Below are 13,334 nucleotides of genomic sequence, written 5' to 3'. Positions count from 1 at the left end.
TGACGGCATTTGTCAGCCGTCATCCGTCACCCCGCCCGCCCCCAGCCGCACCACATCCCTCCCGTCGGGAAAGGTCACCCCGACGCGATCCCCGGGCTCCGGGGCCTCGCGCAGGGCGCAAGTGGCTTCCAGACGCGGGCCGTTGTCAGGGCTGAGCAGCAGTGTCACCGCCGCGGCGTCGCCACCGCGGAAGGTACGCGCCTCCACGGTGCAGGGCAGTCCGTCCTCCGGTTCGGTCAGCCGCACGGCGCCGGGACGTACGAGCAGTCGGCAGCGGCCCTCGGGTGTGCCGTCCTCCACGGGGAGTTTGCCCCACGGCGTTTCGGCGGCGGCGCCGTGGACCGTAGCGTCGACCACGTTGTCGAAGCCGAGGAAGCGGGCGACGAACTCCGAAGCGGGCCGCAGCCACACCTCCAGCGGCGTACCCGCCTGTGCGATGCGGCCCTCCTTCATCACCACGACGCGGTCGGCGAGCACGAACGCCTCGGCCTGGTCGTGTGTGACCGCGAGGACGGTCGTACGCAACCGGCGGAAGAGCGCGCGGAGTTCGACGACGAGGCGTTCGCGCAGGCCCCGGTCGAGCTGGCCGAGTGGCTCGTCCAGCATCAGCAGGCGCGGCTGCGGTGCGAGCGCTCGGGCGAGGGCGACGCGTTGCTGTTCGCCGCCGGAGAGCGAGTTGACGGCGCGGCCACGGGCGCCGGGCAGGCCGACGAGGTCGAGCAGTTCGTCGACGCGGGCGTCCACTTCGCGCCGCCCGGCGCCACGGCCACGGCGAACTCCCGTGCCGCTACGGCCCGTTCGACCCGTACCGCTCGTCCTAGCCGCCCCACCCGTACTGCCCGTCCCATCCGTACTGTCCGAACCGCCCGTGCCGCGCATGCGCAGGCCGAAGGCGACGTTGCCGCCCACGTCGCGCTGTGGGAAGAGCTGGTGGTCCTGGAACATCAGCCCCACGCCGCGCCGATGGGGCGGCACCCCCGACTGGTCGCGGCCGGAGAGCAGCACCCGCCCCGAGTCCGGCTCGTGCAGTCCCGCGACGACGCGCAGCAGCGTCGACTTGCCGCTACCGCTGGGGCCGAGGACGCACACCGTCTCGTGGTCGGCAACTTCCAGGTCCACTCCGTCCAGTGCGCGGTGTCCGGCGCCGAAGCCGGCCGTCACACCGTCGAGTCGCAGCATCTAGAACTCTCCCGAGGGGTGGGTGCGTATGCGTTCCAGCGCGAGGAGCGTCGCCGCGCACACGAGCATCAGTACGGTGCTCATCGCCATCGCCTGCCCGTAGTTGACCTCGCCCGCGCGGCCCAGGAAGCGGGCCACGGCGACCGGCAGTGTCGGGGCGTCGGGCCTGGCGATGAAGACCGTGGCGCCGAACTCCCCCAGCGACACCGCGAAGGCGAACCCCGCGGCCACCAGCAGCGCACGGCCGACCATCGGCAGGTCCACCTCCCGCCACACCCGCAGCGGCGGGGCACCCAGCACCGCCGCGGCCTCGCGCAGCCGTGGGTCCACGGCGCGCAGCACCGGCAGCATCGTCCGTATGACGAACGGGACGCCGACCAGCGCCTGCGCGACGGGGACGATCATCCACGACGAACGCAGGTCCAGGGGCGGTTCGTCGAGCGCTACGAGGAAGCCGAAGCCGACGGTCACCGCGGAGGTGCCGAGCGGAAGCATCAGCATGGAGTCGAAGCTCCGCACCAGGCGCCCGGCCCCCCTGCCCGTACCGGAACCGGCCCCCGTCCCCGAAGCTTCGGCCCCGTCACGGGTCCCGTTCCGTACGGTCAGGCCCAGTGCGGCGGAGCCCCCCGTGACGAGCGCGAGGAGGGTCGCGACGGCGGCGTATGCGAGGGAGTTCCCGATGGCGTCGACGGGCGGCACCGTGAAGGTGGCGGCGGTCGTGGCGGTGTCCGAAGTACGGCCGAGCGCACGGTAGTTGGCGAGGCCGTAGCCGTCGGGCCCGTCGAGGGAGCGCAGCGCCAGCACGGTCAGCGGCACCAGGATCAGCAGCGCGGTCACCGTCAGTACGGCCGTCAGCAGCGCCCACTGGGCCCGGCCGCGTGGCCGGCGGGCGGTCTGCTCCGCGGGGACCATGCTGAGCGCGGACTGCCGCTTCCGTACGGTGCGGGCGTGCACGGCGAGCAGCGCGATGACCGTCGCGAACTGGATCAAGGTCAGCACGGCCGCGGTCGGCAGGTCGAGCAGTGCGGCGGTCTGCCGGTAGATCTCCACTTCGAGGGTGGCGTAGCGGGGGCCGCCCAGCACCTGGATCACGCCGAAGCTGGTGAAGGTGAAGAGGAAGACGATCAGCGCGGCTGCCGCGACGGACGGTGCGAGCGCGGGCAGCGTGACGCGGCGCCACGCGGTGAACCGGCTCGCACCGAGCACACGCGCCGCCTCCTCCTGGCGCGGGTCGAGTTGGGCCCACAGGCCGCCTACGGTCCGTACGACGACGGCGTAGTTGATGAAGACGTGGGCGAGGAGGATCGCCCACACCCCGGTGTCGAGCCGTAGCCCGGCCCACTCCTCCAGCACGCCGCCGCGCCCCAGCAGCGCAAGGAACGCGGAGCCGACGACGACCGTCGGCAGCACGAAGGGCACGGTGACGACGGCGCGCAGCACCTGCTTGCCGGGGAAGTCGAACCGTGCGAAGACGTACGCGGCGGGCAGCGCCAGCGCGAGCGTGCACGCTGTCGAGGCGGCGGCCTGCCACACCGTGAACCACAGCACGTGCAGGGTGTCGGCGTCGGAGAGGACCTGGGTGAGGCGCTCCGACCTCCAGTCTCCGGCGGATGTACGCAGGCCGCGGGCGACGATCGCGGCGACGGGGTAGGCGAAGAAGATCCCGAAGAAGGCGAGGGGGAGCGCCATCAGCGCGAGCCGCACCACAGTTCCGCCGCGCGCGTCGCGCCGTGCGGAAGTCGCCGACTCCCCTTCGGCGTCTGCCCGTTGCTCCGTCGCCCCGCCGCGTGCGGTGCCGGCTCCCCGCCCCACGCCGTCTACTTCACGACGAGCGACGTCCACGACTTGATCCACTCTTCGCGGTGGGCGTCGATCCTCGCGGGGTCCATGGTGGCCGCACCGTCCGCCGACTCCCCGTACTTCGTGAACACTTCGGGCAGTTCGGCGTCGTCACGGGCGGGATCGACGAACATCTGGAGCGGCAGATCCTCCTGGAAGGTCTTGCTCAGCATGTAGTCGAGCAGGGCCTTTCCGCCCTTGGCGTTGCGTGCGCCGTCCAGCAGCCCGGCGAACTCGGTCTGCTGGAAGCAGGTCCGCTCGGCGATGCCCGTGGGGGCCTTCGCGGGCAGCGGCTTCTTGCCGAGTACCTCGGCGGGCGGGCTGGTGGCGTAGGAGACGACGAGGGGCCGGTCTCCCTTGCCCTTGCCCGCGTTGGAGCCGGAGAAGCGGTCGTTGTACGCCTGCTCCCAGCCGTCGACGACTTCGACTCCGTTGGCGCGCAGCTTCTTCCAGTAGTCCTTCCAGCCGCCTGCGCCGTACTTCTCCACGGTGGCCAGCAGGAATCCCAGGCCGGGCGAGGACGTCGCGGCGTTGGGGGTGACGAGGAGGTCCTTGTACTGGGGGTCGGCGAGGTCGTCCAGCGACCGGGGCGGCGCCTGACCGTGCTTGTCGAACCATTCGCGGTCGTAGTTGACGCATATCTCGCCGGAGTCGACGGGAGTGACGCGGTGCCGCTTCCCGTCGAGTTGCAGCTTCTCCGGTACGTGGGCGAGGCCGTCGGCCTTGTACGGGGCGAAGACGCCCTTGCCGAGGGCCCTGGACAGCAGGGTGTTGTCGACGCCGAAGAAGACGTCGCCCTGCGGGTTGCCCTTGTTGAGCACGGCCTGGTTGACGGCGGCACCGGCGTCGCCGCCGCGCAGCACCTTCACCTTGTAGCCGGTGCGCTGGGTGAACTTCTTCAGTACGGGCTTGGAGACGGCGAAGGAGTCGTGGGTGACGAGGGTGACGGTCTTGCTGTCCTCGCCGCCTCCCTGGCCCGTTCCGCAGGCGGTGAGTACGCCGGCGAGGGCGATGACGGTCGTGGCGGCGGCGCCCGCGCGCAGCACGTGCTTGCTCATATGGCTCATCGACTTCCTACCCGGCATGACCCGGGCGAGGTTCGAGGGTCTGCGGGCCGTTCTCCGCGTGTGTTCGCGTGCTTACGGCCGCACTCTCAGCGCTGTGTGCGCTCCCCTGTCGGTCTTGGTCTGTTCAGTTGTCGCGGTTTTGCAGTTGTCAGTTGTCGCGGTGTTGCGGTTGCTTGTCGCAGCTGTCCGGCTGGTGTTCGTCGCCGGTCGGGGAAACCTGCGCTGGTTGATGTGCCTGCGACAAGAGACCTTGCGGCGAAGATTATCAGCCACCTGTACGGGGCCTGGTGCGGGGAGTGTCAGCGCTCCGTGGCGGCCAGTTGTCCGCAGGCGCCGTCGATCTCCTGACCGCGGGTGTCCCTTACGGTCACCGGCACCCCGTGCGACTCCAGTGCCTCGACGAACGCGGCCTCGTCCTCGGGCCGCGAGGCGGTCCACTTGGAGCCGGGCGTCGGATTGAGCGGGATGAGATTGACGTGCACGGGCTTGCCCTTGAGGAGGCGGCCCAGCAGATCCGCGCGCCAAGTCTGGTCGTTGATGTCCCGGATCAGCGCGTACTCGACGGACACACGCCGTGAGGACTTCGCCGCGTACTCCCATGCGGCGTCGAGCACTTCGCGTACCTTCCAGCGGGTGTTGACGGGCACGAGGGTGTCGCGCAGCTCGTCGTCCGGCGCGTGCAGCGACACCGCGAGACGGCACTTGAGGCCCTCGTCGGCGAAACGCAGCATCGCCGGGACGAGTCCGACCGTGGAGACGGTGATGCCGCGCTGCGACAGCCCGAGCCCGTCGGGTGCGGGATCGGTGAGCCGCCGGATGGCCCCTACGACGCGCTTGTAGTTGGCGAGCGGCTCGCCCATGCCCATGAACACGATGTTCGACAGCCGCGACGGTCCTTCGCCGGTACGTCCGCCCTGCGGCGCGTCCCCCACCTCGCCGTCGCGCAGTGCCCGTACGCCGTCGACGATCTGGTGGACGATCTCCGCGGTCGACAGATTGCGGTCGAGCCCGGCCTGACCGGTCGCACAGAACGGGCAGTTCATCCCGCAGCCCGCCTGCGAACTGACGCACATCGTGACCCGGTCCGGATAACGCATCAGCACGGACTCCACGAGCGTGCCGTCGTGCAGCCGCCACAGCGTCTTGCGTGTCATGCCGTCGTCACAGCCGATGTGCCGTACGACGCTCATGAGTTCGGGCAGCAGCACCTCGGCGAGCCTGCCGCGGGCGGCGGCCGGGATGTCCGTCCACTGCTCGGGCTCGTGCGCGAGCCGCGAAAAGTAGTGCTGCGACAACTGCCTCGCCCGAAACGGCTTCTCCCCCACCCCGGCCACGGCCTCCCGCCGCTCGTCGGGCGTGAGATCGGCAAGATGCCGCGGCGGCTTGGCGGCTCCGCGCGGCGCGACGAATGTGAGCTCTCCGGGTGCAGGCATAGCCGTACCAGTGTCGCAGACGGGCGGGGGTGGCCTGGGCCGGAGCGGGGTGGGGACGGTCACCATCCGCCATCACCTGTCATCGTCGGCCAGCCTCGCACGGCCCAGAGACGGCCCAGAGCACTCAGGGCGGTGATCGCTGATCGGCCTTCAGAAGCTGACACAGCAGGTGTAACAGGAGGGCTGGGCCTGTCGAAACCTAGACATCTACTGCAAGTTAGGTGTTAAATCACCTTATGTGTAGCTACACTACATAAGCCCTGTGACAGACGATTCAACACCAGGAGAGCCGATGATTCTGCGCGAGTTCCTTTACGTAGACACCGACAAAGTTCGCGCACTCCTTGCCCAGCTGGATGGTGGAATTGTCGAAGAATCACGGGAGACGGAGCGGGTCGAGAAAAGGACAACCATAGGACCGCGCTCAGCGGCTCAACATCTACAAGGAACCGGCAGTGAGAGTTACACCAATAAGTCTCTTGGCGACGCGCTATTCCCAACACTGGAAGACGCCTTAGAATCGGAACTTCTATTGCATGATATCTCAGTGGAAGCGTCAGAGGTGGACTCCTGGGAAACTGGCAATTTAAAGACCAAGTATCCTCCGGGGTCACTCGTCAGAATTACGGCTCTTGGCTCTCTGTTTGACACAAGGTATGCGGCTTCCGCATTCGCGGCTTTTGGGCATGTGAACGTCGGGCTCCAGGGAATCGGAGCTTCGCCGTCGAACCAATCGCAGCCGCCAGGAAAGGGCAAGCAGGGGCAGCAGCGCGCTAGGCAAGCCAAGAAAGACGACGGCGCCGACCAGCTAGAGGATGCCATCCCTGACTTCCCGGGAATTGATGGGCTGGACGGAAACGCCCTGCGCTCGTTCGTGCGAATCGCGAAAGGCGTGTTCACTCCGGGCTTGCACATCAACCTGATTCCGGCCAAAGGCGCTCTAGTGAGTGCCCGACTCCAAGAGGGTCGGCAGTATCTCGACACTGAGGCAGAGATTCTTTTCGCTCGCTACGGCACCGAGCGAAACGAGTGGACGCTCGTCGGCAGCATCGGGAGCTACGGGACGGAAGAAACGGAGCTGCCGGATATGGATTTTTACAACTCGGACGGAAGCATCAACCGCGGTGAATTCGCTGAGTCCATGAATGCCCAAATGCGAAACCTGGGAAGGATTGGATTTATTGATTTGCCTCAGCATCCAGGGTTCTCTCTCATTCCATTCGCCGTCTATCGAACCATTCCTCGCAGCTCGGAATTGGTGCAGATGCGACCATAGGTCGGCGAAGCGGCTTTGGGGTGGAGCTGGCTTGGGGCGAAAGATCATGGCCCTTACGCTTCTGCGGATCGGGCTGGCTCCTCGGCTACCCGCAATGGCCCGATGTCGGCCATGATCGTAGAGGCTCGCTCCAAGTTGGCTCCGTAAAGCCGTGGAGCCGGCCGGCCCAGCCACAACGGTGCTCCTTCTCTGAGGCTCGCTGCTGCGCGCGGCACGGCGGCCGGGCCGGAGCGGGGCGGAGACAGAAGCGTCGGCCCGGCGGCGAGCCGGGCCGCGCGGCGAGCGAAGCGAGCCCTTGATGAAGTAGGGAAAGTTTTATCGCGCTGGGGATCGTGGTGCGTGTCTGCTGCGGTGCGCTGGACAGCTTCCTCAGGGGACGTCTTCCGGCAGCTCGATGCGGCGGTATTTGGTGAGCCTCAGCAGGAGTTGGCCTGCGCGGACCCAATTGATGAGGGGGTCACCGAACGCGACCGCGATGGCGTCGACCGGGACCGGGTGAGGGTCGGCCGGTTCGTAGAGGGCTCCGCGTACTCCTGCACCCTCGCAGGCGCGGACGCGCACCGCCGTGAACTCGCGCCGTAGATGCGGACATGTGCTGATCGAAGCGTGGGCGCACGGCAGGCACACCGGTGGATGCGGCGTCACGATGTCCTCGTCGGTGGTGTCGAGTTCTTCCGAGAGGAGCCACAGGATGCCGTCGTCGTTTCGGTCGGCGGGCTGTGCGCAGACCTGGCAGAGCAGTTGCTCCATCGCGTTGCGCTGCCGCAGGGCGTGGACCATTCCGAACTCCGGCCTGCCTTTGCCCGGTTGGGAAGGGATGCGGGGCCAGAGCACGCCCTGGGAGTCGCGGTCGTAGGGGCGCTGGTCGGCGTAGGCGATCCGGCCGCGTCGCACGACCATCGGCATGCGTGCTGGGCGTTCTCCGCTCCATTGCGTGATGTACGGAACCGGTCGGCCACGGTGAATCAACCCGGGGCGGCGCGATGTTGGCGGTGTCAGCATGCGGGCACCTCCGAGGCGAGGTGAGCCGCGACCTCGTGCCCGTGCGCGTTCCTGGTGAAGCGCACATCGGTGGCGAGGGTTGTCACGACGGCCAATCCGCGGCCGTGCATGCCGTGGTCGTAGGGCTTCGCCAGGTGTGGAGCGGTGGTGCTGCCTCCGTGATCGGTGACGGTGATCGTCACAGAACCTCGTGCCCGGTGGATCGTGACGTGGAAGTCGGGGCTCGTGGTGTGCGTGACGGCATTGGTGCCCAGCTCGCTCACGATCAGCACTGCGTCCCCAGCGCAGGAGCATCCGGTTAAGACTTCGCGGGCCCAGCGGCGAGCGCAGCCGACCTGCTCCACGTGTCCCGGGAAGGTGCGGCAGTAGGTGGGCATGGCGGGGTCCGGACTCGTACGGATCGGAAGCGGCCCAGCCCCGGACTCGGGGGATCAACCGAGTCGCGGGCTCGTGTGGCGCGTGCTGCCATCGAGTGTGGGCCGTCGTTACGACCAGATAGTGGCCCAGTCTGTCTTTACGCGGGAGGTCTCATGTCCGGTCGGGTCAAGCGTTCCGTCGTCGGCGGGCTCGTGGGTGCGGCTGCGCTGGGGGTGTGGCTGTGCGGTGTTCCGGGTGTGGCCGCGGCTTCTTCGGGACAGGTCACCGGCTCCGGGGCGGTCGGGGAACTGCCGAGGGGCGGGGAGGATCCGGCGGAAGAGGCGAGGGGGAAGCCCGACCCGGCGTGGAAGGAGGCGTACGAGCGGGCCGACCCGGCGTGGAAGGAGGCGTACGAGCGGGTGCATGAGCCTCGAGAAAGGTCGGAGCGTATCGAGGCTGCGCGCGAGAGCAAGACCGGCGGGAAGTAGCCGCTCGAGGCGGGCGATCGGGCAGGTTCGGTCAGCAACTTCCCAAGGACGGCGAGGAGTTGAGCCGTGCGCGGGGCGTCACCCCCGTGACTCCGGAACGTTGAAGGAGATCCACACGTCGGGCGGTATGTCCGGGCGGCCGGGGACCGGGCGGCGTTCCTCCGTCCACGCATCGCCCGCGATCTCCGTGGCGACGCGGCGCCAGAAGTGGACCGCGGTGGGGTTGCTGTCCTGGAAGGCGACTTCCCAGGGGCCCGGGTGTCTGGCGACGACCTGTCGCACGGCGTGCAGGCCGATCCCGGTTCGGCGTGCGCCGCGTACGACGAAGAACGCGTTCAGTACGCGCGTAGGGCCGGACAGTGAACGCACGAACGCGAGACCCACGGGGCGGTCTCCGCAGGTCAGCAGGTAGGGCGCCCAGTCGTCGTCCGTGAGGGCCAGGTGCAGCCGGTCGCTGCGGAAGGTGCCGTCGCGGTCGGGCAGTGCGCCCCAGAACTCCGACAGGTCGTGGCGGAACATCAGCCACAGTCGTTCGACTACGTGCCGGTCGGCGGCAGTTGCCGGTCGTACGGTGACTTCGGGCATCGGGGGCTCCTTCGGTCGGCGGTCCCGTTCGGCGGTCGTCGCGGCCCCGCGGTTGCGCTGCCAGGGCACGAAAAAGCCTCACCGGCGGGGGCGTCCCGTCCGGTGAGGCTTCGCTGTTCCAAGCAACATAGCAGTTGCCGCCCCGGTCAACTCAGCGTTGCGCGCGGTGACTTGCCGTCGGCTCCCGTCGGCGGCCACCTGCCGTGCGTTCCCGGTCGTACGGTCAGGCTCCGCCGACGAAGGCGACGAAGATCAGCCAGACGACCGGGGCCGTGGGAAGCAGGGAGTCCAGGCGGTCCATGATGCCGCCGTGGCCCGGGAGCAGGGTGCCCATGTCCTTGATGCCCAGGTCGCGCTTCATCATGGACTCGCCCAGGTCGCCGAGGGTGGCGGTGACGGCGACGGCGAGGCCGAGGAGGATGCCCTGCCACCAGTTGCCGCCGTCGATGAGGAAGTGCATGCACAGCGCCCCCGCGCCCATGGAGAACGCGACGGCGCCGCCCAGCCCCTCGCGGGTCTTGCCCGGACTGATGCTGGGGGCGAGTTTGTGCTTGCCGAAGCGCCAGCCGACCGCGTACGCGCCGGTGTCGCTGACGACCGTCAGCAGCAGGAACGTCAGGACCCGCCATGGGCCGTCGTCGGCGGCGAGCATCAGCGCGACGAACGTGGCGAGGAACGGCACGTAGAAGGTGGCGAAGACGGCGGCCGTGACGTCGCGCAGATAGTCGTCGGGCGCCTCGGTCATCCGCCACGCGAGCACGGCGAGCGCGGTCAGCGCCATCACCACCCACGCGCCCTCGGGACCGCGGAGATAGCCCGCGATCACCATGGCGGCGCCGCCCACGGCGAGAGGCACCAACGGCGCCTGGATCTCCTTGCGTTCGGTGAGCCGCGAAGTCAGCTCCCACAGGCCGACGACCACGGCGACGACGATCACGCCGAGGAAGACCGGCTTGTAGAAGAACAGGGAGGCGATGATGACGACGCCGAGGCTGACGCCGACCCCTATCGCGGCGCGCAGGTCGCGTCCGGCCCGCTTCTTGCCGCCCAGTGGTGCCGGACCGGAGTCGGAGGCGGGCGCTCCGCTGCGGTCGCCGCGGTCACCGCCCCTGCTGTCCGAACCGCCAGGACCGCCGGAACCCCCGGAGTCGCCGGGTCCGCCCGGGCTGCCGGGCCCTCCGGCGCCGCCTGAGCCGCCGGGACCTCCTGGACCGGAGTCGCCGTGGCTGCCGTGGCTGCCGTGGCCGCCGCCAGGGCCGCCCGGGTCGGACACGATGGGCATATGCCGAGTCTGCGGCACACCCCCCGCCTCGTGCGCGGGAGCTTCACCCGCACCGGGCTGAAACGCGCTTCCCGGCGCGCCGCGCCCCTGCTCGTACGCGCCCTGGAATCCGGCGCGGGGCGTCGGGGGCTGGGCTCCCCACGTTGAGTCGTTCACAGATTGCAGCCTCAGACCTCGGACCTCAGACCTCGACGGATCCCGGACGGACCCCGGACAGCCCCCACGGGGGGCCTAGACCTCGAGCAGCTCGGCTTCCTTGTGCTTGAGCAGCTCGTCCACCTGTCCGGTGTACTTCGAGGTGGTGTCGTCCAGCTCCTTCTCGGCCCGGCGGCCCTCGTCCTCACCGACGTCGCCGTCCTTGATCGCCGCTTCGAAGGACTCCTTGGCCTTGCGCCGGATGCTGCGAATCGAGATCTTCGCGTCCTCGGCCTTGCTCTTGGCGACCTTGATGTACTCCTTGCGGCGCTCCTCGGTCAGCTCGGGGAACGTCACCCGGATGATATTGCCGTCGTTCGACGGGTTGACGCCCAGGTCGGAGTCGCGGATCGCCTGCTCGATGTTGCGCAGCGAGCTCTTGTCGAACGGCGTCACCACCGCCATCCGCGGCTCCGGAACCGAGAACGATGCGAGCTGGTTGATCGGCGTCATCGTGCCGTAGTACTCCGCCACGATCTTGTTGAACATCGCCGGGTGCGCACGGCCGGTGCGGATCGCGGCGAAGTCCTCCTTGGCGACCACGACCGCCTTCTCCATTTTCTCCTCGGCTTCGAGGAGGGTCTCTTCGATCACCACGTGCTCCTGGTTTCCTTGAATGAGCTATGCGGATAAGCCCTGTTTCCTGCACGGTGTCCGACCGGCAAGCGGTTGTCCACCCCGTGTCGAGCCGTTCGTACGACGGTGGGTCACACCGCGGGCACCGAACGCGCCCGGGGCGACCGCCCGACTGCGAACGTCAGCCTCTCGTGCCCTGGTTGCTCACCAGGGTGCCGATCTTCTCACCCTTCACCGCCCGCGCGATATTGCCCTCGGCGAGCAACTCGAAGACGAGGATGGGCAGTTTGTTGTCCCGGCAGAGCGTGACGGCCGTGGCGTCGGCGACCTTCAGGTCACGCGTGATGACTTCGCCGTACTCCAGGGCGTCGAACTTCACCGCGTCCGGGTTCTTCGCGGGGTCGGAGTCGTAGACGCCGTCGACGCCGTTCTTGCCCATCAGCAGCGCCTCGGCGTGGATCTCCAGGGCGCGCTGCGCGGCCGTGGTGTCGGTGGAGAAGTACGGCATGCCCATACCGGCGCCGAAGATGACGACCCGGCCCTTCTCCAGATGCCGCACCGCCCGCAGCGGAATGTACGGTTCGGCGACCTGTCCCATCGTGATCGCCGTCTGGACGCGGGAGTCGATGCCTTCCTTCTCCAGGAAGTCCTGGAGCGCCAGGCAGTTCATGACCGTGCCCAGCATGCCCATGTAGTCGGAGCGGGCACGGTCCATGCCGCGCTGCTGCAACTCGGCGCCGCGGAAGAAGTTGCCGCCGCCGATCACCACCGCGAGCTCCGCCCCGTCCCGTACGACGGAGGCGACCTCGTGGGCCATCTTGTGCACGACGTCGGGGTCGACGCCCAGCCCTCCGCCGCCGGCGAACGCCTCACCGGAGAGCTTGAGCAGGAAGCGTTTACGGCCGCTGCGGCTCCTGCCTGTGTCGGATGTGTCGCTGTCCTTGCCCATGAACTCTCCTCGTGCACATACGAAGGAGGCCACTGCCGTCGGGTCTTGCGAATCCCTGCTGCGGCAATGGCCTCCTCGTCACAACTGCCCTGTGCCCGACCTTATCGGGCGCATGCCCATCGCGGGTCCACGCGGCGGCATGCTCCTACGGGCCGGGCTGCGGGTACCGCCCAGGCCGAAGGCTCTGGGGGGCTCAGGCGCCCACGCGGAAGCGCGCGAAGTGCTTCAGCGTGACACCAGCCTCGTCCAGAACCTTCTGGACGCTCTTCTTGTTGTCCTTCGCGAAGGGCTGGTCGAGCAGGGTGTTCTCCTTGAAGAAGCCGTTGACCCGCCCCTCGACGATCTTGGGCAGAGCCTGCTCGGGCTTGCCCTCCTCACGCGCCGTCTCCTCGGCGATGCGGCGCTCGTTCTCGACCGTCTCGGCCGGGATCTCGTCGCGGGTGAGGAACTTCGGCGCGAACGCGGCGATGTGCTGAGCCACGTCCTTGGCGATCTCCGCGTTCTCCTTGTCCAGCTCGACGAGCACACCGACCTGCGGCGGCAGGTCCGGGCTGGTGCGGTGCAGGTAGGAGGCGACGTAGGCGCCGGAGTACTGGGCGAAGCGGTCGAGGACGATCTTCTCGCCGAGGTTGGCGTTGGCCTCGTCCACGTACGCCTGCACGCTCTTGCCGGGCTCGATCTCCGAGTCGAGCAGCGCGGCGGTGTCGGCCGGGGAAGTCGCGGCGACGTGCGCGGCGATGGCGTCGGCCACGGCGAGGAACTTCTCGCCCTTCGCGACGAAGTCCGTCTCGCACTTCAACTCGACCAGCACACCGGAGGAGTTGTCGTCGGCGATGCGGGCGACGAGCGCACCGTTGGAGGCAGTGCGGCTCTCGCGCTTCGCGACGCCCTTCTGGCCCTTGACGCGCAGAACCTCTACGGCCTTGTCGACTTCGCCCTCGGACTCCTCCAGGGCCTTCTTGCAGTCCATCATGCCGGCGCCGGTGAGCTCCCGGAGCTTCTTGACGTCGGCGGCGGTGTAGTTCGCCATGCTTTGGTTTCCTTCTGTGACCAGGCTCCGCCTCGGGTCTCCGTCATCCGCGCTGAGCGCTGTGGAGGTTCCGGAG

At 68.5% G+C, this 13,334-nt stretch carries 13 protein-coding genes; 2 read left to right on the top strand and 11 right to left on the bottom strand.

Translation table 11 applies throughout. The features are described from left to right. Positions 1-12: 12 nt before the first annotated feature. The 4 genes from MMA15_RS21625 to rlmN form a co-directional block, all read right to left on the bottom strand. A complete protein-coding gene (locus tag MMA15_RS21625) occupies positions 13-1,179 on the bottom strand; it encodes an ABC transporter ATP-binding protein (protein WP_241061771.1) in 1,167 nt (388 codons plus the stop codon). Then, positions 1,180-2,868, bottom strand: coding sequence for an ABC transporter permease (locus MMA15_RS21620; RefSeq protein WP_241063349.1), 1,689 nt, complete (start codon positions 2,866-2,868; stop codon positions 1,180-1,182). A gap of 128 nt (positions 2,869-2,996) precedes the next feature. Further along, positions 2,997-4,076 carry a thiamine ABC transporter substrate-binding protein gene (locus MMA15_RS21615; protein ID WP_241061770.1) on the bottom strand — a complete coding sequence of 360 codons (1,080 nt, stop codon included), beginning with the start codon at positions 4,074-4,076 and terminating at the stop codon, positions 2,997-2,999. Between the two features lie 308 nt (positions 4,077-4,384). Next, positions 4,385-5,518 (bottom strand): dual-specificity RNA methyltransferase RlmN, encoded by a 1,134-nt coding sequence (gene rlmN / locus MMA15_RS21610; protein ID WP_241061769.1) that lies wholly within the window; start codon positions 5,516-5,518, stop codon positions 4,385-4,387. A gap of 292 nt (positions 5,519-5,810) precedes the next feature. Between rlmN and MMA15_RS21605 the strand changes: the two genes are divergently transcribed. Next, positions 5,811-6,794: a DUF6414 family protein gene (locus MMA15_RS21605; RefSeq protein WP_241061768.1), complete on the top strand. Its 984-nt coding sequence runs from the start codon at positions 5,811-5,813 to the stop codon at positions 6,792-6,794. Positions 6,795-7,163: 369 nt separating this feature from the next. Here MMA15_RS21605 and MMA15_RS21600 read toward each other — a convergent pair whose 3' ends face one another. Together MMA15_RS21600 and MMA15_RS21595 are read right to left on the bottom strand one after the other, a co-directional pair. Further along, on the bottom strand, positions 7,164-7,700 hold the full coding sequence (locus MMA15_RS21600) for a hypothetical protein (RefSeq protein ID WP_241059855.1): 537 nt from the start codon (positions 7,698-7,700) through the stop codon (positions 7,164-7,166). An 89-nt stretch (positions 7,701-7,789) separates the two neighbouring features. Then, positions 7,790-8,173, bottom strand: coding sequence for an ATP-binding protein (locus MMA15_RS21595; RefSeq protein WP_241061767.1), 384 nt, complete (start codon positions 8,171-8,173; stop codon positions 7,790-7,792). A 153-nt stretch (positions 8,174-8,326) separates the two neighbouring features. Between MMA15_RS21595 and MMA15_RS21590 the strand changes: the two genes are divergently transcribed. Next, positions 8,327-8,641 carry a hypothetical protein gene (locus MMA15_RS21590; RefSeq protein WP_241061766.1) on the top strand — a complete coding sequence of 105 codons (315 nt, stop codon included), beginning with the start codon at positions 8,327-8,329 and terminating at the stop codon, positions 8,639-8,641. Positions 8,642-8,719: 78 nt separating this feature from the next. Here the strand turns inward: MMA15_RS21590 and MMA15_RS21585 are convergent, their stop codons facing one another. The 5 genes from MMA15_RS21585 to tsf all read right to left on the bottom strand — a co-directional run bounded on the left by MMA15_RS21585 (position 8,720) and on the right by tsf (position 13,258). Then, the gene (locus tag MMA15_RS21585; RefSeq protein ID WP_241061765.1) at positions 8,720-9,226 is read right to left on the bottom strand and encodes a GNAT family N-acetyltransferase; all 507 of its coding nucleotides are present in this window, start codon (positions 9,224-9,226) and stop codon (positions 8,720-8,722) included. A gap of 223 nt (positions 9,227-9,449) precedes the next feature. Further along, positions 9,450-10,664 (bottom strand): phosphatidate cytidylyltransferase, encoded by a 1,215-nt coding sequence (locus tag MMA15_RS21580; protein WP_241061764.1) that lies wholly within the window; start codon positions 10,662-10,664, stop codon positions 9,450-9,452. 75 nt (positions 10,665-10,739) lie between these two features. Continuing rightward, positions 10,740-11,297, bottom strand: a complete 558-nt coding sequence (gene frr / locus MMA15_RS21575; RefSeq protein WP_241061763.1) for a ribosome recycling factor — start codon at positions 11,295-11,297, stop codon at positions 10,740-10,742. A gap of 163 nt (positions 11,298-11,460) precedes the next feature. Continuing rightward, positions 11,461-12,228, bottom strand: coding sequence for a UMP kinase (pyrH, locus tag MMA15_RS21570; protein ID WP_241061762.1), 768 nt, complete (start codon positions 12,226-12,228; stop codon positions 11,461-11,463). 193 nt (positions 12,229-12,421) lie between these two features. Then, positions 12,422-13,258: a translation elongation factor Ts gene (gene tsf, locus MMA15_RS21565; protein WP_241061761.1), complete on the bottom strand. Its 837-nt coding sequence runs from the start codon at positions 13,256-13,258 to the stop codon at positions 12,422-12,424. Positions 13,259-13,334: the final 76 nt, after the last annotated feature.

The sequence above is a fragment of the Streptomyces marispadix genome, assembly GCF_022524345.1.
Lineage (GTDB): Bacteria > Actinomycetota > Actinomycetes > Streptomycetales > Streptomycetaceae > Streptomyces > Streptomyces marispadix.
Note: the sequence above shows the minus strand (reverse complement) of the source record. Positions and strands in the feature narration are given on the sequence as shown.

Bases quoted from the DNA above. Each gene is read 5' to 3' on its own strand.
- MMA15_RS21625 (WP_241061771.1), bottom strand. From the start codon at position 1,179: ATGCTGCGACTCGACGGTGTGACGGCCGGCTTCGGCGCCGGACACCGC.
- MMA15_RS21615 (WP_241061770.1), bottom strand. From the start codon at position 4,076: ATGAGCAAGCACGTGCTGCGCGCGGGCGCCGCCGCCACGACCGTCATC.
- MMA15_RS21590 (WP_241061766.1), top strand. From the start codon at position 8,327: ATGTCCGGTCGGGTCAAGCGTTCCGTCGTCGGCGGGCTCGTGGGTGCG.
- rlmN (WP_241061769.1), bottom strand. From the start codon at position 5,518: ATGCCTGCACCCGGAGAGCTCACATTCGTCGCGCCGCGCGGAGCCGCC.
- MMA15_RS21605 (WP_241061768.1), top strand. From the start codon at position 5,811: ATGATTCTGCGCGAGTTCCTTTACGTAGACACCGACAAAGTTCGCGCA.
- MMA15_RS21620 (WP_241063349.1), bottom strand. From the start codon at position 2,868: ATGGCGCTCCCCCTCGCCTTCTTCGGGATCTTCTTCGCCTACCCCGTC.
- MMA15_RS21595 (WP_241061767.1), bottom strand. From the start codon at position 8,173: ATGCCCACCTACTGCCGCACCTTCCCGGGACACGTGGAGCAGGTCGGC.
- pyrH (WP_241061762.1), bottom strand. From the start codon at position 12,228: ATGGGCAAGGACAGCGACACATCCGACACAGGCAGGAGCCGCAGCGGC.
- tsf (WP_241061761.1), bottom strand. From the start codon at position 13,258: ATGGCGAACTACACCGCCGCCGACGTCAAGAAGCTCCGGGAGCTCACC.
- MMA15_RS21585 (WP_241061765.1), bottom strand. From the start codon at position 9,226: ATGCCCGAAGTCACCGTACGACCGGCAACTGCCGCCGACCGGCACGTA.
- MMA15_RS21600 (WP_241059855.1), bottom strand. From the start codon at position 7,700: ATGCCGATGGTCGTGCGACGCGGCCGGATCGCCTACGCCGACCAGCGC.